The 23,985-nt window shown below is 64.8% G+C and carries 20 protein-coding genes; 11 read left to right on the forward strand and 9 right to left on the reverse strand.

The window, feature by feature from the left end; translation table 11 throughout:
- Positions 1 to 49: 49 nt before the first annotated feature.
- From LAQ58_RS15210 to LAQ58_RS15225, 4 genes are all read right to left on the reverse strand, one after another.
- Positions 50 to 655, reverse strand: a complete 606-nt coding sequence (locus tag LAQ58_RS15210) for a hypothetical protein (RefSeq protein WP_224448284.1) — start codon at positions 653 to 655, stop codon at positions 50 to 52.
- 157 nt (positions 656 to 812) lie between these two features.
- Positions 813 to 2,018: an MFS transporter gene (locus LAQ58_RS15215; protein WP_224448285.1), complete on the reverse strand. Its 1,206-nt coding sequence runs from the start codon at positions 2,016 to 2,018 to the stop codon at positions 813 to 815.
- 251 nt (positions 2,019 to 2,269) lie between these two features.
- Positions 2,270 to 2,764, reverse strand: coding sequence for a KEOPS complex subunit Cgi121 (gene cgi121, locus LAQ58_RS15220; RefSeq protein WP_224448286.1), 495 nt, complete (start codon positions 2,762 to 2,764; stop codon positions 2,270 to 2,272).
- Positions 2,761 to 5,181: an ATP-dependent DNA helicase gene (locus LAQ58_RS15225; protein WP_224448287.1), complete on the reverse strand. Its 2,421-nt coding sequence runs from the start codon at positions 5,179 to 5,181 to the stop codon at positions 2,761 to 2,763. The genes cgi121 and LAQ58_RS15225 overlap by 4 nt, the downstream gene beginning before the upstream one ends.
- A 140-nt stretch (positions 5,182 to 5,321) precedes the next feature.
- Between LAQ58_RS15225 and LAQ58_RS15230 the strand changes: the two genes are divergently transcribed.
- Together LAQ58_RS15230 and LAQ58_RS15235 are read left to right on the forward strand one after the other, a co-directional pair.
- Positions 5,322 to 5,567, forward strand: coding sequence for a ferredoxin (locus tag LAQ58_RS15230; protein ID WP_224448288.1), 246 nt, complete (start codon positions 5,322 to 5,324; stop codon positions 5,565 to 5,567).
- Between the two features lie 107 nt (positions 5,568 to 5,674).
- Entirely contained in the window at positions 5,675 to 8,098 is a 2,424-nt protein-coding gene (locus tag LAQ58_RS15235; RefSeq protein ID WP_224448289.1) for a DEAD/DEAH box helicase, read from the forward strand.
- Positions 8,099 to 8,773: 675 nt separating this feature from the next.
- Here the strand turns inward: LAQ58_RS15235 and LAQ58_RS15240 are convergent.
- Entirely contained in the window at positions 8,774 to 9,379 is a 606-nt protein-coding gene (locus tag LAQ58_RS15240; RefSeq protein WP_224448290.1) for an Sjogren's syndrome/scleroderma autoantigen 1 family protein, read from the reverse strand.
- A gap of 208 nt (positions 9,380 to 9,587) precedes the next feature.
- Here LAQ58_RS15240 and mdh point away from each other — a divergent pair, with 208 nt between their 5' ends.
- On the forward strand, positions 9,588 to 10,502 hold the full coding sequence (gene mdh, locus LAQ58_RS15245; RefSeq protein WP_224448291.1) for a malate dehydrogenase: 915 nt from the start codon (positions 9,588 to 9,590) through the stop codon (positions 10,500 to 10,502).
- A 163-nt stretch (positions 10,503 to 10,665) separates the two neighbouring features.
- Here mdh and LAQ58_RS15250 read toward each other — a convergent pair whose 3' ends face one another.
- Positions 10,666 to 10,869 carry a hypothetical protein gene (locus tag LAQ58_RS15250; protein WP_224448292.1) on the reverse strand — a complete coding sequence of 68 codons (204 nt, stop codon included), beginning with the start codon at positions 10,867 to 10,869 and terminating at the stop codon, positions 10,666 to 10,668.
- A 157-nt stretch (positions 10,870 to 11,026) separates the two neighbouring features.
- Here LAQ58_RS15250 and LAQ58_RS15255 point away from each other — a divergent pair, with 157 nt between their 5' ends.
- Positions 11,027 to 11,491, forward strand: a complete 465-nt coding sequence (locus LAQ58_RS15255; RefSeq protein ID WP_224448293.1) for an FxLYD domain-containing protein — start codon at positions 11,027 to 11,029, stop codon at positions 11,489 to 11,491.
- Positions 11,492 to 11,524: 33 nt separating this feature from the next.
- On the opposite strand, the gene LAQ58_RS15260 is transcribed toward LAQ58_RS15255, so the two are convergent.
- Both LAQ58_RS15260 and LAQ58_RS15265 read right to left on the reverse strand, forming a co-directional pair.
- Positions 11,525 to 12,781: a COG1470 family protein gene (locus tag LAQ58_RS15260; RefSeq protein WP_224448294.1), complete on the reverse strand. Its 1,257-nt coding sequence runs from the start codon at positions 12,779 to 12,781 to the stop codon at positions 11,525 to 11,527.
- A 125-nt stretch (positions 12,782 to 12,906) separates the two neighbouring features.
- Positions 12,907 to 14,652, reverse strand: a complete 1,746-nt coding sequence (locus tag LAQ58_RS15265; protein ID WP_224448295.1) for an excinuclease ABC subunit C — start codon at positions 14,650 to 14,652, stop codon at positions 12,907 to 12,909.
- A 163-nt stretch (positions 14,653 to 14,815) separates the two neighbouring features.
- Here LAQ58_RS15265 and LAQ58_RS15270 point away from each other — a divergent pair, with 163 nt between their 5' ends.
- The 3 genes from LAQ58_RS15270 (at position 14,816) to LAQ58_RS15280 (ending at position 16,945) form a co-directional block, all read left to right on the forward strand.
- Positions 14,816 to 15,079 carry a DUF7967 family protein gene (locus tag LAQ58_RS15270; protein ID WP_224448296.1) on the forward strand — a complete coding sequence of 88 codons (264 nt, stop codon included), beginning with the start codon at positions 14,816 to 14,818 and terminating at the stop codon, positions 15,077 to 15,079.
- Between the two features lie 127 nt (positions 15,080 to 15,206).
- A complete protein-coding gene (locus LAQ58_RS15275) occupies positions 15,207 to 16,133 on the forward strand; it encodes an ABC transporter ATP-binding protein (protein ID WP_224448297.1) in 927 nt (308 codons plus the stop codon).
- On the forward strand, positions 16,130 to 16,945 hold the full coding sequence (locus LAQ58_RS15280) for an ABC transporter permease subunit (protein WP_224448298.1): 816 nt from the start codon (positions 16,130 to 16,132) through the stop codon (positions 16,943 to 16,945). The genes LAQ58_RS15275 and LAQ58_RS15280 overlap by 4 nt, the downstream gene beginning before the upstream one ends.
- 16 nt (positions 16,946 to 16,961) lie before the next feature.
- Here the strand turns inward: LAQ58_RS15280 and ligA are convergent, their stop codons facing one another.
- The gene (gene ligA, locus LAQ58_RS15285; RefSeq protein WP_224448299.1) at positions 16,962 to 19,025 is read right to left on the reverse strand and encodes an NAD-dependent DNA ligase LigA; all 2,064 of its coding nucleotides are present in this window, start codon (positions 19,023 to 19,025) and stop codon (positions 16,962 to 16,964) included.
- A 96-nt stretch (positions 19,026 to 19,121) separates the two neighbouring features.
- On the opposite strand from ligA, the gene LAQ58_RS15290 reads away from it, so the two are divergent.
- The 4 genes from LAQ58_RS15290 (at position 19,122) to metX (ending at position 23,977) form a co-directional block, all read left to right on the forward strand.
- A complete protein-coding gene (locus tag LAQ58_RS15290; RefSeq protein ID WP_224448300.1) occupies positions 19,122 to 19,928 on the forward strand; it encodes a hypothetical protein in 807 nt (268 codons plus the stop codon).
- A 73-nt stretch (positions 19,929 to 20,001) separates the two neighbouring features.
- Positions 20,002 to 21,201: a pyridoxal-phosphate-dependent aminotransferase family protein gene (locus tag LAQ58_RS15295; protein WP_224448301.1), complete on the forward strand. Its 1,200-nt coding sequence runs from the start codon at positions 20,002 to 20,004 to the stop codon at positions 21,199 to 21,201.
- Positions 21,202 to 21,389: 188 nt separating this feature from the next.
- Positions 21,390 to 22,682 carry an O-acetylhomoserine aminocarboxypropyltransferase/cysteine synthase family protein gene (locus LAQ58_RS15300; protein WP_224448302.1) on the forward strand — a complete coding sequence of 431 codons (1,293 nt, stop codon included), beginning with the start codon at positions 21,390 to 21,392 and terminating at the stop codon, positions 22,680 to 22,682.
- Positions 22,679 to 23,977, forward strand: coding sequence for a homoserine O-acetyltransferase MetX (gene metX / locus LAQ58_RS15305; protein WP_224448303.1), 1,299 nt, complete (start codon positions 22,679 to 22,681; stop codon positions 23,975 to 23,977). The genes LAQ58_RS15300 and metX overlap by 4 nt, the downstream gene beginning before the upstream one ends.
- The last annotated feature ends 8 nt before the right edge of the window (positions 23,978 to 23,985 follow it).

Consider the following 23,985-nt stretch of genomic DNA (forward strand, 5'->3'; position numbering starts at 1 on the left):
CATCGAAAGCTAAATCTGCAGCTATGAGCGTGAAGAGTGAAAGCGAGGGTCAGACTGCGTATCCTTCGGTTTCCAGCGTATGCTCGACCACTTGATCAAACCGCTTCCGGAGGTCGGGTTCGAACATCTCGACACGCTCATCAGATTCCATCAGCTCAACATGACGTTCGTCACCGTCGGACTCGTCATCGATAACGCGGTACGTCTGAGTGAATTTCCGACCATCGTTTCCGTAAAGGATCACGACGATAGATTCCTCACCTGTCTGTCCTTCGTGATTCGACCCTTTCGCCTCTCCGGTAACGTTTATCCGGTCGAAGTTCGTGAGATTCGTGCTAAGGGCGCCGATCGCAAGTTGCTTTTCGAGCGACTCACGCTCCCATTCGTGCTGCTCACCTGTCTCCAAATCTGTCCCGACGACTGTGTTCCGTCCAATCTGTTCTACTGTCCACTTTCTGAGGGTCGGAGCTTCGAGTTCCTTCTCCGTTCGTGAACGGATGTCCCCTTCTTGGATCATGTCGCCTTCTTCGACACGGATGTACTGTGGGGTCGTGGCGGGTACGTCGATGAAGATCTCACCTGACTCGATGTTGACTAGCGCTTCCACTCCATCGATAGTACGAGAGATTAGTCTCAGAACTCTGTCAGTGCTCATGGTTACTCATCGACTCTATTTGGCTTCAGATCTATCTAAGGTTGACGCCGTACAGGAAACACCCGCTAATTCAGTAGATTCGACGCGAAAAGACGGCGTCTATTGTGCTAATTACTGACTCTGTCTGTAGGATGCATTCTATCGAAGAGCTGATATCTCATTCCGTCTGTGGGTTCACACTCCCCGTCTTCGCGTAGACACCACCGAGAAGGACAAACCCGGCAAGGAGCGGAATCACGGCGCAGGCGGCGTACACCGGTTCGAAGCCGACCGTCTCGACTAGCGGCAGCGACACCATCGGGCCGATACCACCTCCGAGGTCGCCGAGGACGTTGTTCGTCCCTGTCGCCCGGCCCATCCGATCGCTCGGCGTGAGGTCGGCGAGAAGCGCCATGAGCGGACCGCTGGTGCCGCCCTGTCCCGCGCCGATGCAGACACAGGAAACCACGAGCGTCGGCATCGAGGAGGCCCGCGATAGGAGTATGAAACCGACGAAGGAGACGACGAGGAAGACGAGAAGCACCGGAACGCGAGCGCCGTAGTCGTCGCTCACTTTCCCGCCGGCGAGCATGAACACTGAGGCGGAGACGACGGTCACGGCCATCAGTAGTCCCGAAACCCCCTGCGGACCGTAACCGAGGAGCTCGATTCCGTTGACGTCGATGAAGAGGACGAGCGTCGCAAACAGCGCACCGAGATAGGCGAAAAAGAGTCCGAAGTTGACGAATCCGACGGTGAGCGCGGGCGTACTCGTGTCGATCTCCCACGGTGCGCTCGTCGACCGCTCGGTCGTGACGTGCGTCTCCGGAACCTTCCAGTAGGCGATGACGCCCGCGAAGAGTGCGAACGCAGCTGCGACGACGAACGCGGCTTCAACACCGTACGTGTCGCTGACGACCCCGCCGAGGATGAGGCCAGCAGGGAATCCGAGCGTGATACCGCCGCGGACGACGCCCATGTTCGTGCCGCGGGAACTGCCGTCGCTGACGTCCGCAGCGATAGTGTACGCCGTGGCGAAGACGGCGGCGCTTCCGAGTCCCCAGAGAACACGCGCGAGGAGAAACCAAAACTCGGGCACCGATGACTCGACGGCGACGACGTAACCGAGGGTGGCGACCCCCTCGACGAAGAGGCCCGCGACGAACGGCTTCCGGGTGCCGATTCGGTCGACGAGCGCCCCCGCCGGGGCGTTCGCGACGATGCGAGCGAACCGATTGGCGCTCAGAATCAGGCCGACGAGAAACGGCGAGATGCCGAGGACGGTCCCGAGATTCGGAAGGATAGGGAAGATGACGCCGCCGCCGAATCCGACGAAGAACGTGCTGGCGATGACCGCGAGAACGACCGTCTGCGGGCGCTTCACTGCGGGCGCCGACCTCCGAGAAGAGACAGGTTCGTCGAGTGCATAACTGACTCGTTGGTCAGTACTTCGGCAACCGGGATACGACTGTCGTTCGCTGGCGTCGCTTTCCGGTAGGTTCGTCGGCGACGCGAACGGGGTCTACGGTGTGTAGTTCCCGCGGTCTCTCCGGACACTCTACCAAATCACCTCCGCGAAGTCTGTCGATCTCCAGTCGAAACGAAGGGGTTGTCCGAAACCGAAATCCTTTACAATCACTTCTCGACGTCCAGCAGCGCGACCCGTTCGCGGACGGCGTCCGAGAGCGTCCCCTCCGTCGCCGACAGCTCTCGGTCCGTGAGGTCGAAAAACTCGAAGAGACGTTCTCTATCGTAGTTTCCGAGCGTGGATGCGCCGTCGAAAGCCAGCGTCTCGGTCACCGCCTCGGAGGCCGTGGACTCCGCGCCGCCGTCGACGAGGACGACAAGCGGGAGGCGGCCCTCCTCGAGTCCCATCTCGAACGCCTGGTCGATCTGGCGTCGTCCAGCCGCATAGAGCAGAATCTCGACGGCGCGGTCATGCGCGACGTTCTCGCCGCGAGCGATGGCTCGGTCGGCGAGTTCGACCGCCCGTTCGAGGTGCGCGCGGTCGACGACGTACCGGGCGTCGAACGCTTGCACGGTCGTCCCGTACTCCTCGGCGACGTCGCCGAGCGCTGCGACGACGGCGTCGATGTCCTCAACGTCGACGACGCCCTCGACGAGTCTCATCCAAAATCACCCAGACTCGACTGGTCGTCGTCCGCGCTTTCTCCGCCTGACGCGGAGGCTGCTCCGCCGGCGGGCGTGAACTCCGCGGGCGCGGCCGACTCGTCGGCCTCCACGTCGTCCATCGAGGGGTCTCGTCGACCGACGTTTTCGAGCACCGTTTCGGCGGTCTTTCGCCGCCCGCGCAGCGCCGCGAGGATGACGGATTTGTCGGCCTCGCGGAGGTCGGCGCGACTCTCGACGCCCGCTTCGAACAGCCGTCTGGCGCGCTTTCGGCCGATACCGCGGACGCCCGCGAGGTCGAGTAACTCCTCTCGAACGCCGTACTCGATGCGCTTTTTGGCCTCGCGGACGGCGATGTTCGAGCCCAGATTCAGTTCGCCCGCTAACTGTTCGGCCGCGCCCAGCAGCCACTCGGCGGTGTCGACTTTCCCTCTGATGTCGCCGGGACCGACGCCGTAGCGCTCGGTGATGCGGTCCTCGTCGACCTCTTTGGACCAGTCTTCGAGCAGTTTTGCGGTTTTCAGCGCGGAGAGCCAGTCCTCGAAGGCGACGTCGTCGTACTCGGAGGGAACGTTCCCGAGGAACTCCCCCTCGCGCTCGTAGCAGAGTTCGGTGTACGTCGAGCGGTCACCGGATTTGAGGTAGAGTTGGTACATGTCCGGCGTCCGGGAGACGAGGTGGTAGAGGCCGAGCGCAGTCGGTTTGGGCGCGTCGCCCGTCGTCTCGGGATCCGCTTCTGCATTGTCGCGCCGCAGGTCGCTCGCGGAGACGAACCCGGCGTCGACCGCTTCGCCCATCTCGTCCGCTTCGGTCGCCTCGCTCGCTTTCTTCCCGCTCTTGCTCCCGCCTTTCCGCTCCCACTCTCGGAGTCCGTCGATGATCTCGGCGGCGCTCATCGGGTCGAGGTAGAGCCGGGAGACGGTGTGGCCGATGCCGGTCGCCCGTAGGGTGTCGCCGTCGCGTTCGACGAACTCGTTGACCTCCAGATACCGGAGCACCGAATTGGTCACCTGTTCGAGTCGACTCTCGTCGTCGGTCTGCGTCGCGTACAGCGTCCGGTCGAGGAACTCCAGCAGTCCCTCTCTGCTGCTGGCGAATCCAGAGGCGATGGTGGCCAGCACGTGCGTTCTCAGCGCGGGTTCGGCCGCGAGTTTCGAGCGCACGGGTTCGGGTTCGGCCCAGAGGTAGCGCTCGAACAGTTCGTCCATCTCGTCGGCGTTCTTCGCCAGGAGCACGGCCTCGCCGTAGGGGTCGCGGCCGGGTCGCCCGGCGCGACCCATCATCTGGTGGACTTCGAGCACGTTCAGCGGTTTCATGCCGCCGAACTCGCCGTCGTAGCGCCGCCAGTCGCGGACGACGACGCGGCGACTCGGCGTGTTAACCCCGGCGGCGAGCGTCGGCGTCGCGCTCACCACTTTGATGAGTCGGTCGCGGAACGCCGACTCGACGATGCTCCGATGGTCGGGCGCGAGACCCGCGTGGTGAAACGCCGCGCCCTTGGCGACGGTACGCGCTAAGTCGGCGCTCGTCTCCGTGTCGGAAACATCGCGAATCTCGGCGGCGAGTTCCGTGAGTTCGTCGCGCTCCTCTTTCGTGAGCGCCGCATCGGACACGTCGGCGAGGCGTTTCGCGGCCGCTTCGGCGTTGCGCCGGGAGTTGACGAACACGAGCGACGATCCGCCTTCCTCCAAGGTGTCGGCGACGAGTGCGGCGGTCTGTTTCTCGCCGCGTTCGACTGGCACTTCGCGCTGACTCCCGTCGTCGAAGTTGATGGCGTTGCCGTAGTGGACGCCCGTCTTCAGGTCGATGGGTCGCCAGTCCGAGCGGACGAGGCTCGCGTCGAGCCAGTCGGCGACCTCCCCGGCGTTGCCAACGGTCGCCGAGAGCGCGACGACCTGCAGACCGGGATTGATCTTCCGTAATTTGGCGAGCGTCACTTCGAGCGTCGGCCCGCGGTGGCGGTCGTCGACGAGGTGGACCTCGTCGGCGACGACGCAGGTGAGTTCCGAGATCCACGAGGCGTTGTTGCGGACGAGCGAGTCGACTTTCTCGCTGGTGGCGACGATGATATCTCGGGTGGCGAGCCACTCGCTCGTCGAGTCGTAGTTGCCCGTAGAGACGCCGATATCGACGCCGAACCGCTCGAAGCGTTCGAACTCGGCTTTCTTCTCGGAGGCGAGCGCCCGAAGCGGGACGATGTAGAGCGCTTTTCCCCCTCGTTGGACGCTCGACAGCATCGCCAGTTCGGCGATGAACGTCTTCCCCGAGGCGGTGGGGATGGAGGCGACGAGACTCTCGCCGTCGGTGACACCCGCCTCGACCGCCTCGGCCTGCGGCGGGTAGAGTTCCTCGATGCCCTCCTCGCGGAGGAAGTCGGGAACGCCCGACGGGAGGCCGGAAAGCTCCGCTGTCTTCATTACTCGGGGTTGGCGCGTCCTCCGGTTTAAACTGTCGGGACCGAGGTGGAAGTAGACGTCTCACCGCTCGGCGGTGAATCGACGGTACTCCGGTCGTGAGGTCCCGTCACCGCTTTGTAATCGACTGTCGAACGTCAGGTATGCGAATCGAGTTCGACCGCGACACCTGCATCGGGATGTACCAGTGCGTCGACGAGTGGGCGGCGTTCGAGAAGAACTTGGACGACGGGAAAGCCGACCTCGAGGGCTCTGAAGAGACCGACAACCAACTGTTCGTCCGCGAAGTGCCCGAGGACGCGGAGTTCGACGCGGAGTTCGCCGCCCGCGTCTGCCCCGTCGACGCCATCAGAGTGTACGACGACGACGGCGAGCAGGTCGTCCCGTAAGCCTCCCGCAAGCGGCTCGGACGGCCGCTCCGCGGCGTTCAGACCGCTCGCTCTACTTTCACCGCGGTTCACGAAACCTTATCCGAGAGAACGACGAAGCCGACCCGATGGCCGCCAGCGACGAGGTCGCCTACGTCGACCACCCGCTTCTCGCCCCCAGTTTCATCGAGCGCCGCCTCTACCAGATTCAACTCGCCGGGGCGGCCCGGGAGAGCCACACGCTCGTCTGTCTCCCTACGGGTCTGGGCAAGACCACGGTCAGCCTCCTCGTGACCGCCGAACGACTCTCGGAGGTCGGCGGTAAATCGCTGCTGCTCGCGCCGACGAAACCGCTCGTCCAGCAGCACGCCGACTTCTACCGCGAGGCGCTCTCGATTCCCGACGACGACATCGTCGTCTTCACCGGCGACGTGCGTCCCGACGACCGGGCGGCGCTGTGGGACGACGCGCAGATCGTCATCGCCACCCCCCAAGTGGTCGAGAACGACCTCGTCGGCGGCAGAGTGAGCCTCGAACGCGTCACCCATCTCACCTTCGACGAGTGTCACCGCGGCACCGGCGACTACGCCTACGTCTACATCGCTGAGCGCTACCACCAGGATGCCGAAAACCCGCTCGTCACCGGGATGAGCGCGTCGCCCGGCGGCGACAAGGAGGATATCCTCACTGTCTGTGAGAACCTCGGACTCGTCGACGTGACGGTGATGACCGAGGACGACGCCGACGTGGCCGAGTACACCTACGACACCGAAGTCGAGTGGGAGCGGATCAGCCTCCCCGACGAGATTCTGACCATCCGCGACGCGCTCAACGAGGTCATCAAAGACCGACTGAGCAAGCTGAAGTCGCTCGGCGTGACGCGGGCGACGAGCCCCGACATCTCCCAGAAACAACTCAACGGCATCCGCGCGGAACTCCAGAAGATGATAAACGCCGACGACGGCGACGGCTACAAGGGGATGTCCGTCCACGCGGAGGTGATGAAGCTCCGGCGGGCGGTCGAACTCGTCGAGACGCAGAGCGTCGAGTCCGTCCGCCGGTACTTCGAGCGCCAGCGTAACGCCGCTCGCTCCTCGGGCGCGTCGAAGGCGAGTCAGCGCCTTATCGCCGAACCCAAAGTGCGAGAGGCGATGCGACTCGCGGAGTCGTTTGACGAACTCCACCCGAAGTTCTCGAAGACGCGCATCCTGCTGGCGGAGACGCTCGGCCTCGGCGGCGGCGAGCGCGTCATCGTCTTCACCGAGTCGCGCGACACCGCCGAAGCGCTGACCGACTTCCTCTCCGAGAGCTTCGACACGCGGCGGTTCGTCGGGCAGGGCGACAAGGAAGGGTCGGACGGGATGACCCAGAAGCAACAGCAGGAGACGCTCGACGCCTTCCGCGCCGGGGAGTTTGAGGTGCTCGTCTCCACCTCCGTCGCTGAGGAGGGTCTCGACGTGCCGGAGGTCGACCTCGTGCTGTTTTACGAACCCGTGCCGACGGCGATTCGCTCCATCCAGCGGAAAGGCCGAACCGGTCGCCAGACCGAAGGTCGCGTCGTCGTTCTCATGGCCGAAGACACCCGCGACGAGGCGTACTTCTGGATTTCCCGTCGAAAGGAGAGTCAGATGGAAGACGAGCTGAAGAAACTGAAGGGCGTCGCCGACGAAGTCGAGGACGAACTCGACGACTCCCAGCAGCGCCTCGGCGACTTCGAGGTGAGCGCAGGCGGAGGCGGCGGTCCGAGCGCCCGCGAGAAGCGGATGCAGCCGGGGTTGACGGATTTCTCGGAGGCCAAGGAGACGGAACCAGCGTCGGACGCCGACGATTTCGGCGGGACCGACGATACCGACACCGACAGCGAAGACGCTGTCGTCGCCACCGCCGACAGCAGCGACAAGGAGGACACCGTCGAAATCGTCGCCGACCAGCGCGAACTCGATTCGACCATCGCCCGCGACCTCTCCACCCGGGAAGGGATTCGGACCAGACTGGAGACGCTCGCCGTCGGCGACTACGTGCTCTCGGACCGCGTTGCCGTCGAGCGCAAGTCGGTGTCGGACTTCCTCGACACGCTCACCGGGGGCGACCGCTCGCTGTTCGAGCAAGTCGCCGACATGTCGCGACACTACTCGCGGCCTATCGTCGTCATCGAGGGCGACCGCCTCTACGAGGAGCGCAACGTCCACCCGAACGCGATTCGGGGCGCGATCTCCAGTCTCGCCGTCGACTTCGGGGTGAGCGTCCTGCGGACGGTGGACGAGAAAGATACTGCCGACCTGCTGGAAGTCATCGCTACGCGCGAACAGGCGAGCGCTGACCGCGCGGTCCGCGTCCACGGCGAGAAGAGCGCGAAGACGCTCGACGAACAGCAAGAGTACGTCGTCAGTTCAATCGCCGACATCGGACCGGTCTCCGCACGGGCGCTGCTCGAACACTTCGGTTCCGTCGAAGCCGTCATGATCGCCTCGAAAGACGAACTCCTCGACGTTCACGGCGTCGGCGAAGTGACCGCCGACCGCATCCGAGAAGTCGTCGGCAGCGAATACTAGGTGTATTAGGCCCTCTAGTGGCCATATACTGATCCAGAGTAAAGCTCATATAGTTCTCTCTACCATCTGACAATATGGCGCGGTCGCACGATGTCACGCAGTACGGACCACCGCAACACGAGCACCACCGCTCGGACGAACGCTTGCTCTACGGCGGTAGCGAACGGACCTGTCCGCCCGAACGGAGTCGATACACGTTCACGGCGCACTATCGAGTTACGAATCCACGACCCGCGTGAACGCATCGTGTGTCAGAAGACGACGATTCACAGGACGTACGAGTCGTAAATCACTCATACCAGTTATCCGATGACGTCTCACGATTCGCCCGATTCGGTTAGCGAGATGGTGCTGTACGGTACGGCTCAGCACGAGTCGAGAACGGAGAAGACAGAGAGTCTGAAGCGACAGTACGGACCACCCCAACACGAAGCGATGACGGCTCCGTACCCCTGTTCCGGAAGCGAACTCGGGCGTCCGACCATCGCCGTCGACTCCGACCGCGACGACGGCGAAACCACCACCTCACCGACGGACGCGACACGAGACGTTTCAGCGACCGGCTAACCCCGCGTCGAGGGATGTGGGTCGCTCACGTCCTGCGGTGAGCAAAACGGAGCGAAGTGGAGCGGAGCGACTTGGAGGCATTCTGCCGGTCTCGGTTCGAAGGTCGGGCTATCGATTCAGCGCGGAGAGCGTCTCTGCTGCTTCTCTGGCAGCGGCCAACAGTTCTTTGGCGCGTCGCGGGTCGTCAGCCGATTCGGCCGCCGTCGCGTACCGCGTCACCGTCCGGACGAGCGCGGTGCGTGCCTCGCTCAGGTCGCCGGAAGCAGAAGCCGACTGTGACGGCGACGAACTCGCTATCTGGGTGTTTACCGACGCAGACGAGGTTGGTGTGGACTGCTGTGTGGCCGCCGTATCGTCGGTTACGTCCTCCGCCGCACGCTGAGTTGTCGACGGCGCCCTCGACTGCGGTGGCTCGGGCGTCACTTCGACTTCGTCGCTTCTCGGCTTCTGCTCTGCCTGCGTCTCGTCGGCTCCATCGGCGGCCTGAGTCGCCTCGCTCGACTCGGCGACCTGTGCGTTCTGACACGTCGGACAGAACTCTTGGCCCTGATAGCGGAAAATCGGGTCGCCGCAGGTGTCGCAGTGTCTGTTCGTCATCGTCGCCCCTTTCAAGAGCAGTTCACTCATCCGCTGGGTGGATTTGCGCTTCTCCTCGTCGCGGGCGAACTTCTTTCGGAGTTTCTCGCGCTCCGCTTCCTTGTCGAACTCGCTCATATCGCGGCACAAGGTCTCCTGTGCCGAAAAAGTCACCGGGAGAGCGCTCGTCACCTCCGTGGTATCGCCTCGTTCCGTCTCGCTGTGGGCTCGAAGCACCCGTTCGACGCCGTGCTGTCTACGACTCACGGTCCCGAAATCGAGTTCGTCCGGTTCTATGGGGGGTTCCGAAGCGCTTAATCGCGTTCCCCGGCCAAATTCACGTGTTATGACGAAAGTGAGCGTGGTCGGTGCCGCCGGAACGGTGGGCGCCGCCGCTGGGTATAACATCGCGCTTCGGGACGTCGCCGACGAACTCGTCTTCGTCGACATCCCGGACATGGAGGACAAGACGGTCGGACAGGCGGCCGACACGAACCACGGCATCGCGTACGACTCGAACACGGTCGTCCGACAGGGCGGCTACGAGGACACCGAAGGTTCCGACGTCGTCGTCATCACGGCGGGCATCCCGCGCAAGGAGGGACAGACCCGCATCGACCTCGCGGGCGACAACGCGCCCATCATGGAGAATATCAGCTCCTCACTGGCGGAGTACAACGACGACTTCGTCTCCATCACCACCTCGAACCCGGTCGACCTGCTCAACCGCCACCTCTACGAGACCGGCGACCGCGACCGTCACAAGGTCATCGGCTTCGGCGGCCGCCTCGACTCCGCGCGCTTCCGCTACGTGCTCTCCGAGCGCTTCGGCGCGCCCGTGAAGAACGTCGAAGCGACAATTCTCGGCGAGCACGGCGACGCACAGGTGCCGGTGTTCTCGAAGGTCCGCGTCGACGGCCGCGACCCTGAGTTCTCCGACGAGGAGAAAGACGAGATTCTCACCGACCTGCAGGAGTCGGCGATGGACGTCATCAGCCGGAAAGGCGCTACCCAGTGGGGTCCGGCGACAGGCGTCGCCCACATGGTCGAAGCCGTCCTCCGCGACACTGGCGAGGTGCTCCCGGGTAGCCTTGTTCTCGACGGCGAGTACGGTTACGAGGACACCGCCTTCGGCGTCCCCGTCAAACTCGGCTCCGAGGGCGTTGTGGAGGTCGTCGACTGGGATTTCGACGAGTACGAAGAAGGGTTGATGGACGACGCCGCCGAGAAACTCCGCGACCAGTACGGCAAAATCGCGTAACCGCCGCGCTCCGATTCTCTCGCTTTTTCGTGTCGCTCGCGGACGCGTAGTCGCCGTATTCCACGTCGCGTGCAGGTATTGCGATCATCCACGCCACATGCAATCGTCGCATCTCACACCGAACGTAGGCCTCGCGGCCTGCGAAAAAGAGCAGTCTCTCGGTCTATCGCGAGAGTTGGTCTAGCAACCGCGTCTGCCGGCGTCGAGCGCGGACGTAGCCGACGGCGCTTTGCCCACACATCAGCAGACAGAACATGACTGCGATCGTCCCGAAGGCCAACCCGAAGTTGGTCGGATCTGGCTCGACGAGGCTCGGGGCGACGCCGATCAGCGGTTCGGCGACTGCGTGGTCGAGAAGCGGAATCATGCTCACGGCTACACCGTCCCACTATAACGATATACGCCTACTAATCAGCGGTAAGCGACTTCAACGTTGACGAAATCGCCGCCTACACGGTCGTCGTTTTCGCACCAGACTGCCGTTTCTCCGAAACAGTTAGTAATACAGACATTAATCGTGGGCTATGCGCCGCCGCGCCCTCCTCTCGATAGCCGGTACCACTGTACTGACCGCCACCGCTGGCTGTACCGAAACGTTCCTGGGCGGTTCGAATCCCGCCGACGTCGGTTCGTCAACGACGTCGAACGACACCGCGACGCCGACATCGACGCCCGCACCGACGTTCGACGCCGGAGACGTGAGTGTCGAACTCACCGAGCACGACCTCGTCCGGACGAACGAAGGAGAATCGGACGAACTCGCCGCAGTCACCGGGACGGTGACGAACACCGGCGACGCGACGCTCTCGGGGCTCTCGCTTCGAGTGTTCTTTCTCGACGACTCCGGCGAGACGCTGGAGACGGCGACGGTAGACGTTCGCGAACTCGCCGCCGGACGGTCGTGGACGTTCGAGTCGACGTACCCCGAAACCGGTCAGTCGGCCGAAGCCGTCGCGGACTACCGCCTCGTCGCCTCGGTCGACGGATAAAATAATCCCGCGTCGGGTTTCGTCGATCGCTCGTTACTCGCTCGACTCGATACGGTCCAGTTCGTACTGGAACCCGATGGTGTTCTCCGGCGTGACGCGGAGCGTCCACTCGCCCGCGGCCGGGTCGTTGACGCGGTAGACGAACTCCTCACCGCCGTTGCGAATTGCATAGTCGTCACCTTGTTCGACGGCGTTCCGCGCGCGCTCGCCGCTCAGGTCAACGAATCCGCTGCTGCTGACGCGGACGCGTTCGGCCTCGACGACGTTGCCGTCGGGGTCAACGAACTCGACGTCGAAACTGGCGTCCTCACGGTCTTCGGCACCGTGGTAGCCGTTCGGCGAGAGCGTGAGCGTCACGTTCTCGGTGTCGTCGCTCACCTCGAAGCCGGTCTCGAACGCCTCGGACGGCTGTTTCCAGACGACGAAGTTGACGCCGACCCGCTGCCAGTAGTCGTTGTTCGCCTGTCGGTTCGGGTCGTTCAAGCCGAGGTTGACGTCGGCGTTGTACCGGCCGCGGTCGGCCGCTTCGGGCGGCGACACGGTGATCGAAACGGTCGCCGTCTCGCCGGGCGCGATCTGGTTGGGTCCGTCGATATCTATCCACGAGGGGTTCAGCTGATTCGGACAGTGACCGCTGCAGTGCCGTCGCTCGGTGGTCAGCTCGGGGTTCAGCGGCACGGCGCTGTCGCCGGTGTTCTCGATGACCAGCTGGCGCGTGAAGCTATCTCCGGCTTCGACCTGCGCGCGGACGTACGTGTCGGAGTGAATCTTCACGGTCGGCTCTCGCCACACGTTGGCGACGACGTGGGCGGAGTGAATCGGCTGTGCCGGGCGGCCGGGGTAGGTCACCGTCTCGTCGGTGAACGCGACGAGGCCGCGGTAGTCGGCCGTCTCCGCGTCTTCGGGAACCTCGACGCTGACGGTGTACTCGGCAGTCTCACCCGCCTCGATGCTGGTCGGGCCGTCGATGTCGACCCACTCGCTCTCCAGCGGGAACTCCGCCATCGGCGTGGCGGAGAGATGCGGATCGACCTCGACTGCCTCGTCCTCGCCGTTCTTGACGCTGACGGTGTAATCGAGGCTCTCGCCCGGTTTCACGTCACGATAGCTGTCGTCGGTGTCGATGTACAGTCGGGTGTAGTTGGTCTCTGCAGTCTCTTCGGTCGCGGCGACGGACGCCGTCGCCGCGTTCACGTCGGTCTCGTCGTCGGCTACCGGGAAGGCAGCCGCCGCCGGTAGTGCGCTCAGCACGACCAGCGCGACGAGTAACAGGTTGAATCGTCGTGTCATGGTTTGGTCGTAGCCGTAGCTCGAGTCGCGACCAAGCGGTGGAGGGCTTGGAGAGCGCGGAGCGGGCTACACCCCGAAAGATGTTGGAATATATTAAATAACTTTTGACAGACCCGACTCGTCGGTCACTGCCCGCCCGACAGTCGCCGTTTGAGCGCCGTCGCCGTCTTCTCGCCGACACCAGGCACGTCGCGAAGGTCGTCGGCCGACGCCGTCCGGATGCTGTCGACGCTGCCAAATCGCCTGAGGAGATTCCGTCGCGTCGCGGGACCGACACCCGGCACGTCGTCCAACACTGTCTTCACCTCGTCGCGCAGCGTCTGGTGGTAAGAGACGGCGAACCGGTGGGCCTCGTCGCGGACGCGCTGGAGCACGTGGAGGTGCGGCGCGTCGCTCGGCCAGTTGTAGACACCCGAATCGGTAATGACCAGTTCCTCGTCTTTGGCCAGTGCAATCGCCGAAACGTCCCACCCGACTTCGCGGAGTGCGTCTTGGGCCGCGCCCAGCTGCCCGTCGCCGCCGTCGATGAGGAGTAAGTCGGGATTGGGTCTGTCGTCGCGCCCCTCAACGGCGCGCTCGGCCCGCCAGCGAATCAACTCGCGCATGTTTCCATAGTCGTCGTTGCGGTCGGGCAGTTTCTTTCGTCTGTAGTCGGATTTTTGCGCGCTCCCGTCCACGAAACACACGTTGCTGCCGACGACGGCCTTTCCTTGGGCGTGACTCACGTCGAACCCCTCGATTCGCGTCGGTCGGGCGATGCCGAGCGCGTCCGCCAGCGCTCCGAGCTCGTCGCCGCGGGCGGGACCGCGGCGGGCGTTCTTCAGCGCCAACTCGACGAGCTTCGCTTCCCGACCCGCGCCCGGGACGCGGACGTCGACGCCCTCGGCTTCGAGCCACGCGAACAGTTCGGCGTCGTCGGGTCGCTCCGAGAGCAGCAGGGCGTCGGGGAGTCGCCGCTCGGCGTAGTACTGCGGGATAAAGGCCGCCAGTACCTCGGCGACTCTGTCCTCGCCCTCCGGCGCCTGCAGGCGGTGTCGCGACCGGTCGACCAACTGCCCCCGCTCGCTGTGGAGGCGGGCGACAGTTGCGGTGTCGCCTTCGATAGTCGCCGCCAGCACGTCGACTTCGCGCTCGCGGCTCCGCCCGGAGACAGCTTCGCCGCCGCCGCCGTGGAACGATTCGACGGCGTCGAGTTTGTCCCGGAGGTTCGCCGCGCGCTCGAACTCCCGGTTCTGCGATGCCTCCTCCATCGCTTGTCGGAGCGGGTCGGCGAGCACGCCCGTCTCGCCCTCGAAGAATCGCACGACCGAGTTCGCGTCCTTTCGGTACGCTTCCTCGGAGATTTCGCCGGTACAGGGGGCCGTGCAGAGACCCATCTCGTAGTCGAGACACGGTCGGTCGCGCCCGCTGTACTTGTGGTCCGAACAGCCGCGGACGCCGTACGTCTCTCGGAGCGCCTTCACGACGACGTCCACTCTCCCTTTGTCGGTGTATGGACCGAACACCGTGGCTCCCTCCTCGGGGTCGCGCGTCACCTCGATTCGCGGGACGGGGTGGTCGGTCAACTGGACGAGCGGGTAGGATTTGTCGTCCTTGAGGCGGACGTTGTACTTCGGTTGGTGGCGCTTGATGAGGTTCGCTTCCAAGAGGAGCGCCTGCGTCTCGGTGTCGGTGACAGCGAAATCAATTTTCTCGGCTCGCCGAACCATCCGCCGGATGCGGTCGCTGCGGGGGTCGGCGTACGACCGGACTCGACTCCTGAGGTCGACGGCTTTCCCCACGTACAGAACTACGTCGTCGGCCAGAAACTGGTAGACGCCGGGCTCTTTCGGTAAGTCGGCTACACGTTCGCGAACGCCGCTCGCGTCCATTCGTCTCCGATTAGTGGCGGACGGGCTTGAGGGTGACGCGTTCGGGCCGTTCCGACCGGTTGCGGCTGTCACCGCTGTGACCGCCAGTGCGGGGCCGGTTCGCCGACGAAGACCGCTGAGACTGTCCGCCACCTACAAACCGCCGTCGGCCGAACCTCGGAGCATGACCGACACCGTCCGCTGCTGGTTCGTCGAACGCGACTACACCGACCGCGACCTCATCGTGCTCACCTACGCAACGCTCGACGGCGAGCGGAGCTACAGAAAGGAACTCTCAGTCACCGTCATCGACAAGTACGACACGACTGCTGCCGTCGACGTCGACCCGGACAACCTCGAAACGATCAACGACCCCGAGCGACGCGAACGTTACGCGACCGAGGCCGAGCGGATGGCGGAGTCGCACGCGCCCGACGACGAGGTGTAACTTCCTCATCGGTGTTCTGCGGCGGTCGTACGGCCGCTATGCTGTGAAACGGCCCCGCGAAACGCCCACGAACCACGGTAGCACGGAACCCAAAACACTTTATTTTGGACCGCGGCAAGCCCGGACCATGCCAGCGATTGAACTGTCGGACGTGACTAAGCGGTACGGCGACGTGACGGCCGTCCGCGACCTCGACCTCACAGTCTCGGAGGGCGAGGTGTTTGGCTTCCTCGGACCGAACGGTGCGGGGAAGTCGACGACGATAAACATGCTGTTGGACTTCGTTCGTCCCACCTCGGGGACCGTGCGCGTGTTGGGCCACGACGCCCAGCGCGAGAGCGTCACCGTCCGGCAGCGAACCGGCGTGCTCCCGGAGGGGTTCGACGTGTACGACCGCCTCACCGGGCGCAAACACATCGAGTTCGCGCTCCGCTCGAAGGACGTCGACGTCTCCCCCGACGAGATGCTCGCGCGCGTCGGTCTCTCGGACGCGGCCGATCGGAAGGCGGGCGGCTACTCGAAAGGGATGCGCCAGCGTCTCGCGCTCGGGATGGCGCTCGTCGGCGATCCGGACCTTCTCATCCTCGACGAACCCTCGTCGGGGTTGGACCCCGCCGGAGCGAAGGAGATGCGCGACATCGTGCGCGGCGAGGCCGAACGCGGCGCAACGGTGTTCTTCTCCAGTCACGTGCTCGGACAGGTCGAGTCGGTCTGCGACCGTGTCGGCATCATGCGCGAGGGCGAACTCATCGCCGAGGACAGCATCGAGAGCCTCCGCGACGCGGCGGGCGGCGAGGAGACGCTCGTGCTCACCGTCGACAGCGCCAGTCAGGACGACCTCGACGCCGTTCGCGCGCTCGAGGGCGTCTCCGATGCGACGACCGACGGCGGCACCGTCACCGTCTCCTGTGACAGCGGTGCGAAGACGAAAGTCATCGCCGCGCTCGAAGAACAGGGCGTTACCGTCAACGACTTCGAAACCCAGTCGGTGTCGCTGGAGGACCTCTTCCTCTCGTACACCGAAGATGAACGGAAACCGGAGGCGTCGGCATGAGTTGGCAAGCCGTCGCGCGGAAGGATTTCGAGGACGCCGTCCGCTCGCGGTGGGTGCTCGGTCTCACCGCGTTCTTCGTGTTGCTCATTGCCGCCGCGGCGTACTTCGTCCGCCCCGGACCCGGCCAGACGTTCAGTTCGAACCAGCTACTCGGACTGGTCAGCGGGACGCTCGTGACGACGCTCATCCCGCTCATCGCGCTTGTGATGGCGTACAGCGCAGTCGTCGGTGAGCGCGACTCCGGATCACTGAAGCTCCTGCTAGCGCTGCCGCACTCGCGCGCCGACGTGGTGTTCGGGAAAGTCGTCGGCCGCTCGCTGGCGTTAGCCGTACCCATCGTCGTCGGGTTCGTCGTTCCGGCGCTGCTGTTGGCGGTCGGTCCGTTGCAGTTCGACGCCGGTTCGTACATCGGCTACACCCTTCTCACCGTCTTCCTCGGCGTCGTCTTCGTTGCCATCGCCGTCGGCTTCTCCGCGGCGATGTCTTCGCAGCGACTCGCCGTCGCCGGTGCCATCGCGCTGTACTTCCTGTTCGTCCCGCTGTGGGGGGCGGTTCGGTTCCCGCTGCAACTGTATCTCGGGATGGGCGGCGGCCCGTCGTGGCTCCCCGTCTCCGGACAGGACCTGTTCACGGCGTTCCAACTGTTGAACCCGAACGCGGCGTTCAAAATAGTCTCCAACGCGTTCCTGGGTGGAGAGTTGTTCAGCGGGCAGAGCGCGCAACTGCAACTCGCCGCCGTCGGGATGCTTCTCGTGTGGCTCACGGTGCCGCCGCTTCTCGGCTATCTTCGATTCGAATCGGTCGACCTCTGAACCCGACTGCGGAGTTCTACGCCTCGTACTCGATGCCGTACTCCTCCAGCAACTCCGCGAACTCGTCTTCCTCCAGTACCGGCACCTCGTTCGCGTCCGCGTCGTCCACCTTCGACTGGCCGGGACTGTCGCCGGCGACGAGGTAATCGGTGTTGCCCGAGACGCTGCCCGTCGCGTTCGCGCCGTGTGCCTGCACCAGCGCCTCGGCTTCGTCTCGCGTCACCGACAGCGCACCCGTGAAGACGAACGTGAGGCCATCGAGTTCGTCGCCGCCGTCGTCGGTTTCGCACTCCTGGGGTTCGACGCCGCGTTCGCGCAACGCCGCGATGGTCTCGCGGTTCTCATCGCTCCCGAAGAACTCGCGAATCTTCCCGGCGACGGTCGGCCCCACGCCGTCGACCTCCTCTAGCTCTTCGGCGTCGGCATCCATCACGGTGTCCAGCGTGGCGAACTCGCGGGCGAGGTCGCGTGCCGTCGTCAGCCCCACCTCCGGGATGCCGATGGCCGTCAGGAACTCGGTCAGCGTGGGCGACTTTGCGGCTTCGAGTTCGGAGACGAGGTTGTCGGCGCTCGTCTCGCCCCAGCCGTCGAGTTTGGACAGTTCCTCGCGGGTGAGGTCATAGAGGCCCGGGAGAGAGTCGACGAGTCCCGAGCCGAGGAGCTGCTCGACGCGCTCGCCGCCGAGCCCCTCGATGTCGAGGGCGTCTCTGCTCGCGTAGTGCTCGATGGCGCGCTCGAGTTGGGCGTCGCACGCCAGCCCCCCGGTGCAGTAGGCGATAGGGCCGTCGCGTTCGACGGCGCTCCCGCAGACCGGACAGTGCTCGGGGAACTCGAAGTGGCCGTCCTCGCCGTTTTCGACGACCTCTTCGACGTACGGAATCACGTCACCCGCCCGCTTGATGCGGACTTTGTCGCCGACGCTGACGCCGAGTTCGGCTATCTCGTCGGCGTTGTGCAGCGTCGCCCGCGAGACGGTCACGCCGCCGACGTCGACGGGGTCGAGGAGCGCGACGGGCGTGAGTCGTCCCGTTCGACCGACCTGAACGACGATGCTCTGGACCGTCGTCACCTCGCTTCGCGCCGGGAACTTGTAGGCGAACGCCCAGCGAATCGATCGTGCTGTCGCGCCCAACTGCTCGCACTTTGCGCGGTCGTTCACCTTGATGACGACGCCGTCGATCTCGTAGTTCAGGTCGTCGCGGGCGTCCATCGTCCGGTCGCGGTAATCGATAGCGCCCTCGATGTCGTCGACGACGTCGATGCGCTCGTTGGTCTTCAGCCCGTAATCGTCGAACGCCTTGTACTCGGCGGCGTTCGTCTCGAAGTTGATTGAAGCATCCAAAACGTCGTAGAAGAAGCAGTCGAGCGGGCGCTCGGCAACGACGTTCGGGTCGAGTTGGCGGAGCGTCCCGGCGGCGGCGTTTCGAGGGTTGGCGAACGGGTCCTTGCCGCGCTCGACGCGCTCCTTGTTGTGTTCCTGGAACGCGTCGCGCGGCATGAACACCTCGCCGCGGATGGCGAGGTAGTCGGGATAGTCGCCGCGGAGTCGCGTCGGAATCGAGCGAATCCGACGAACCTGCTCGGTCACGTCGTCGCCCTCGCGGCCGTTACCGCGAGTCGCGGCTCGTTCGTACGTTCCATCTCTGTAAACGACTTCCAGCGAGAGGCCGTCGAACTTCGGTTCGCAGACGAACTCGCTCTTGCCGACTTCCGACCGGACCCGGTCGGCCCACGCGCGAACGTCGTCGGCCTCGACGCTCTGGTCGATGGAGAGCATCGGCGCGACGTGTTCGACGGTCGCCAACCCGTCCATCGGTTCGCCGCCGACGCGCCGGGTCGGACTGTCGTCGGTCTGGAGGCCAAACTCGTCCTCTAACTCCTGCAGGCGCGCGAACAACGCGTCGTACGCCCGGTCGGCGATGACCGGGTCGTTCTCGACGTAGTAGCGGTGGTCGTGTTCGCGAATGGCCTCGCGCAGTTTTTCAGCCTGCATCTCCGCCCGCTCTTCGGAGAGCTCTTCGACCGGTTCGAACTCCGTCGGCGGATCGCGGAGATACGGGTTCGACGACTCGTCGCTCATTACCTCCCACTTGGTAGGCGTTCCGATAAAAAGCGTCAGGACCTCGGTCGCCCGTCATACTCGCTAGTTTTAGTCAAGCCTTCGATTAAGGCAATCATGAACAAACGCTTCCTAGCTGTTTCGGTCGTCGTCCTCCTGGTGGTGGTCAACGCGACGATGATCTCGTTCGTCCTCTATCCGTTTTCGGAGAGGGGCCACCGTCCGGTCGAGGAAGCGTTCGTTGTCGGCGAGTCCGACGAGTACGCGGTCGACGCGAAGCTCACCGTTGACGGCGACCCGATCGTTTCGGTCGAGGCGGTTGTCTCGGACTCTGAGGGACGGTACATGCGTTACGTGTCGGAGGGTGCGGTCACCGAATCCTATCAGAACGCGACCACCGACATGATTCGGACCCGTAGTGTGTTCACCGGGGAGAAGGCTGACCAGAGAGTACAGCGTATCCGAGATGACCCCGACCGCACAATCGTCAACGAGGAACGGGAGGGCGGAACGGTCTCCGTCGTCTCGGTCGTCGAAGACCCCGGCTACGAGTTAAACCCTTCGGGGGCCGCGTCGGTGGTCGTGCGGACGCTGCTGCTCGCGTCCTACGATCGAGTCGACGCAACTGACAAGCGGGGCCTCCGAGTACTTCGCCCGCAGAGCGGTTGGTACAACGGAAGTCGGTCGTACCGTCTCACTGACGCCTCCGGCGAGATGCGATTCGACCCAGCGACGAACGTGATACACTCGGCAAACATAGAGTGGACGCTCACGACCGACACGCAGACGTACGCTCACTACCTTTTAAGCCGGAATAGTGCCGTCACACAGGAGGTCTCGTACGAATACAGGGAAGAAGAGATTCGCGTCGACGCCCCTGACTGGGCTGACGACGCTGCGACCGCGGCGCGCGGCGATTCGTAACGAGCCGAGTCGTCTTCTGGCGACGTTTGCGAATCCCGCGAGGCTTATGCGGCCGGGCACTGAACGGCGGCGTATGGACGAGGAGTTCCTCCTGTTAAATCCCGGGCCGGTCCCGGTCACTGACGAAGTACTGGAGTCGATGGCCGAACCGATGGTCTCGCACCGCTCCGACGAGTTCGAGGCGGTTTACGAGCGCGCACAGGACGGACTCGACTACGTCTTCACACGGTCGACGCTCTCGGGCGAGTCGACGGCCGACGACGGAACGTCGCTCATCCTCAACGGCACCGCGACGATGGGGATGGAGGCGGCCATCGCCAACCTCGTCGGCGACGGGGGCGAGGTCGTCTCGCTCGTCAACGGGAAGTTCGGCCGCCGCTTCGCCCGTATCGCCGACCGCTACGCGTCGGTGACGCGCGTCGAAGCCGACTGGGGCGACTCCATCTCGGTCGATGCGGTGGAGCAGGCCGTCACCGACGACACCGACGTGGTGACGATGGTCCACAACGAGACGAGCACCGGACTCCTGAACCCCGCGCAGGAAGTCGGAGAAATCGCGGCCGACCACGACGCACTGTTCGTGATGGATGGCGTCACAAGCATCGGCGGCGACGAGATCCGACTCGACGACTGGAACGTCGATATCGCCATCACCGACGCCCAGAAGGCGCTGGCCGCGCCGCCGGGCGTCAGCGCGATGTACGTCCGCGACCGAGCGATCGAGGCGCTCGACGGCGAGTCCGCGCCCTTTTACGAGGACCTCGACTGGCATCTCCGCAAAGCCGAGAGCCACCAGACGCCCTTTACGAGCGCCGTCCCGCTGTTCCGCGCGCTCGCGGTCGCCGTCGAAGAGATCGAGGCAGAGGGGATGGAGAACCGCATCGCGCGCCATCACCGCCAGTCCGCCGCGTTCCGCGAAGGGTTCCGCGCGATGGGACTGGAGTCGTTCCCCAGCGCCGACGGCTCGACGCAGTTCTCGAACACGCTCACGGCAATCTCGCTCCCCGAGCAGATTCACGGCGACGATTCGAGTGCATTCTTCGACGCCGTCAAGGACCGCAACGTCAGCATCTCCGGCGGCCAAGCGCACCTCGGTGGCGAAATCTTCCGCGTGAGCAACATGGGTCACCTGACGAGCGAGCAGATTCTTCGCGGGATTCGAACCGTGGGCGAGGCGATGGACGAAGTCGGCGTCGACGTGGATATCGAAGCCGGCGTGGAGACGGCCGAGGAGCAGTTGGAGACGGCGACTGCGACGCCGTCGGACGACTGAGCGGCGTTCGTTCTCTGTTCCCGTTCGTTCGGTTCCTTTCTGCGAGAGTGTCGCGGAGGTATTCGACGAGGCGATTGCTCGACATAGGGATCGTCCGAAGTTCTTCTCGAACTATTTCTCTCCCGACAGCCTGCAGCATTTGCCGTAACTGACGGTTATATCCTTCTCAGAGAATATGCTTCTCATACATGACTCGCGGCTTCAGAACCCGGAGCCTCCACGCCGGGCACGCGCCGGACCCCTCGACAGGCGCGCGAGCGCCGCCTATCTACCAGACTACGTCGTACGTCTTCGACGACGCCGACCGCGCGGCCGACCTTTACGCGCTCGACGCGGAGGGCGACGTCTACTCGCGTATCTCCAATCCCACGGTACGAATCCTCGAACAGCGCCTCGCCGACCTCGAAGGCGGTACCGGCGCCGTCGCCACCGCCTCGGGGATGGCGGCGTTCGACAGCGCGACGAGTATTCTGGCCTCGGCGGGCGACAACGTTGTCGCCAGCGCCGACGCCTACGGCGGCACGAGCGCCTACCTCTCGAAGATGGCCAGTCGCCGGGGAATCGAGACCCGGACCGTCGAGACGCTGGATTACGACGCGTACGCCGAGGCCATCGACGAAAAGACAGCATATGTCCACGTCGAGACCATCGCCAACCCGTCGCTCGTCACGCCGGAGTTCGAGCGGGTCGCCAACATCGCCCACGACCACGGCGCGCCGCTGTTCGTCGACAACACCTTTGCGACGCCGGCGCTCTGTCGCCCACTCGAACACGGCGCGGACATCGTCTGGGAGTCGACGACGAAGTGGCTTCACGGCTCCGGCACCACGGTCGGTGGTATCCTCGTCGACGGAGGGTCGTTCCCGTGGGCCGACCACGCCGACAAATACCCGGAACTCGCGGGCGAGAACCCGGCGTTCGGCGTCGACTTCTCCGAGCGCTTCGGCGACCGGGCGTTCGCGACCGCGGCGCGTCAGCGCGCCGTCCGGAGCCTCGGCAACCAGCAGTCGCCGTTCGACGCGTGGCAGACGCTGCAGGGACTCGAAACTCTTCCCCTGCGAATGGACCGCCACTGCGAGAACGCCCGCATCGTCGCCGAGTACCTCGCCGACCACGACGACGTCGCGTGGGTGACGTATCCGGGTCTCGACTCTCACCCGACGCACGACAACGCCGCCCGGTATCTCGCCGACTTCGGCGGAATGGTCACCTTCGGTCTCGAAGGCGGCTACGAGGCGAGCAAGCGGTTCTGCGAGGAGACGGAACTCGCCTCCTTCCTCGCGAACATCGGCGACGCGAAGACGCTCGTCATCCACCCCGCCTCGACGACCCACGCCCAGTTGAGCGAGGACGAGCAACGCGCGGCGGGCGTCCGCCCCGACATGCTGCGCTTCTCGGTCGGCATCGAGGACCCAGAGGACATTCTCGCCGACGTAGAGCGCGGCATCGACCGAGCGACGCGCGCGACCGGAGGAACATGACGAACGTCGAGCGCGACGCCGTCTCGCTCGGTTCGTTCGAGTTCGAGTGCGGCGAGTCGATAGACGACCTCGAAATTGCCTACGAGGCGTACGGCGAGTTCACCGGCGACAATGCCGTTCTCGTCTGTCACGCGCTCACCGGAAGCCAGCACGTCGCCGACGTGGACCGGTCGGCGTGGTCGCGCGCGGACGCCGGCGTCGACGACGACGTGGGCGAAAACGACGAAAGCGAGGTGTCCGAATCCGAGAGCGGCGCGAAGACCGCCGGACAGGCCCGCGCGTGGTGGAACGACGTGGTCGGTCCCGGCAAGGCCATCGACACCTCCGACTACTATGTCGTCTGCGCGAATGTTCCCGGGTCGTGCTACGGCAGTTCCGGCCCGTCGAGCACGGGTCCCGACGGTGATCCGTGGGGGACCGAGTTTCCGCCGGTCACCGTCGGCGACTGGACGCGCGCGCAGCGCCGCTTCTTGGATACGCTCGGCGTCGGTCGCCTCCACGCCGTCGTCGGCGGCAGCGTCGGCGGGATGAACGCACTCGACTGGGCGCAGCGCTACCCCGACGACGTCAACCGCCTCGTCGTCGTCGCCGCCGCCGCCCGACTCGACCCGCAGTGCCTCGCGCTCGACGCCATCGCCCGTCGCGCCATCACAACCGACCCGAACTGGAACGGCGGCGACTACTACGGCGGTCCCGAACCGGAGAACGGTCTCGCGCTCGCCCGGCAGTTGGGTCACGTGATGTACCTCTCGAAGTCGTCGATGGCCCAGAAGTTCGGCCGCCGGTCGGCGGGCCGCGACGCCCACCGCGAGACGTTCCCCACCGACCCCGCGGCCTCCTTCTTCCCGTACCGCGACGTGGAGTCGTACCTCGACTACAACGCCGGCAACTTCATCGACCGATTCGACGCGAACTCCTATCTCTACCTGACGCGGGCGATGGACGATTTCGACCTCCGAGAGGGGTACGAGTCCGACGCCGACGCGCTGGCGGCGTTCGCGGGCGAAGCGCTGCTCCTCTCCTTCACCGCCGACTGGCACTTCACGACCGAGCAATCGGAGTCGCTCGCCGAGGCGTTTCGCGCCTCCGAGGTGCCGGTCGCCCACCACGTCGTCGACTCCGACCACGGCCACGACGCGTTCCTCGTCGAACCCGAGAACGTCGGCCCGCCGGTGGCGGACTTCCTCGAAGACGGCGTCGGCGGCCGCGCCGTCACCGACACCGCCCCCGCGGAGAGCGACGGCGGCAGCGACCCCGAGTTCGCACCCGTCCACTCCAGTCTGTTCTCGCGGTGAATCGTCGG

It is taken from the genome of Haloprofundus salilacus (assembly GCF_020150815.1).
Classification (GTDB): Archaea; Halobacteriota; Halobacteria; order Halobacteriales; family Haloferacaceae; genus Haloprofundus; species Haloprofundus salilacus.

What these genes read in the sequence shown, in the direction of transcription:
- LAQ58_RS15210 (WP_224448284.1), bottom strand. Translation starts at nt 655, where the DNA reads ATGAGCACTGACAGAGTTCTGAGACTAATCTCTCGTACTATCGATGGA.
- cgi121 (WP_224448286.1), bottom strand. Translation starts at nt 2,764, where the DNA reads ATGAGACTCGTCGAGGGCGTCGTCGACGTTGAGGACATCGACGCCGTC.
- LAQ58_RS15225 (WP_224448287.1), bottom strand. Translation starts at nt 5,181, where the DNA reads ATGAAGACAGCGGAGCTTTCCGGCCTCCCGTCGGGCGTTCCCGACTTC.
- LAQ58_RS15230 (WP_224448288.1), top strand. Translation starts at nt 5,322, where the DNA reads ATGCGAATCGAGTTCGACCGCGACACCTGCATCGGGATGTACCAGTGC.
- LAQ58_RS15235 (WP_224448289.1), top strand. Translation starts at nt 5,675, where the DNA reads ATGGCCGCCAGCGACGAGGTCGCCTACGTCGACCACCCGCTTCTCGCC.
- LAQ58_RS15240 (WP_224448290.1), bottom strand. Translation starts at nt 9,379, where the DNA reads ATGAGCGAGTTCGACAAGGAAGCGGAGCGCGAGAAACTCCGAAAGAAG.
- mdh (WP_224448291.1), top strand. Translation starts at nt 9,588, where the DNA reads ATGACGAAAGTGAGCGTGGTCGGTGCCGCCGGAACGGTGGGCGCCGCC.
- LAQ58_RS15250 (WP_224448292.1), bottom strand. Translation starts at nt 10,869, where the DNA reads ATGATTCCGCTTCTCGACCACGCAGTCGCCGAACCGCTGATCGGCGTC.
- LAQ58_RS15255 (WP_224448293.1), top strand. Translation starts at nt 11,027, where the DNA reads ATGCGCCGCCGCGCCCTCCTCTCGATAGCCGGTACCACTGTACTGACC.
- LAQ58_RS15260 (WP_224448294.1), bottom strand. Translation starts at nt 12,781, where the DNA reads ATGACACGACGATTCAACCTGTTACTCGTCGCGCTGGTCGTGCTGAGC.
- LAQ58_RS15265 (WP_224448295.1), bottom strand. Translation starts at nt 14,652, where the DNA reads ATGGACGCGAGCGGCGTTCGCGAACGTGTAGCCGACTTACCGAAAGAG.
- LAQ58_RS15270 (WP_224448296.1), top strand. Translation starts at nt 14,816, where the DNA reads ATGACCGACACCGTCCGCTGCTGGTTCGTCGAACGCGACTACACCGAC.
- LAQ58_RS15275 (WP_224448297.1), top strand. Translation starts at nt 15,207, where the DNA reads ATGCCAGCGATTGAACTGTCGGACGTGACTAAGCGGTACGGCGACGTG.
- LAQ58_RS15280 (WP_224448298.1), top strand. Translation starts at nt 16,130, where the DNA reads ATGAGTTGGCAAGCCGTCGCGCGGAAGGATTTCGAGGACGCCGTCCGC.
- ligA (WP_224448299.1), bottom strand. Translation starts at nt 19,025, where the DNA reads ATGAGCGACGAGTCGTCGAACCCGTATCTCCGCGATCCGCCGACGGAG.
- LAQ58_RS15290 (WP_224448300.1), top strand. Translation starts at nt 19,122, where the DNA reads ATGAACAAACGCTTCCTAGCTGTTTCGGTCGTCGTCCTCCTGGTGGTG.
- LAQ58_RS15295 (WP_224448301.1), top strand. Translation starts at nt 20,002, where the DNA reads ATGGACGAGGAGTTCCTCCTGTTAAATCCCGGGCCGGTCCCGGTCACT.
- LAQ58_RS15300 (WP_224448302.1), top strand. Translation starts at nt 21,390, where the DNA reads ATGACTCGCGGCTTCAGAACCCGGAGCCTCCACGCCGGGCACGCGCCG.
- metX (WP_224448303.1), top strand. Translation starts at nt 22,679, where the DNA reads ATGACGAACGTCGAGCGCGACGCCGTCTCGCTCGGTTCGTTCGAGTTC.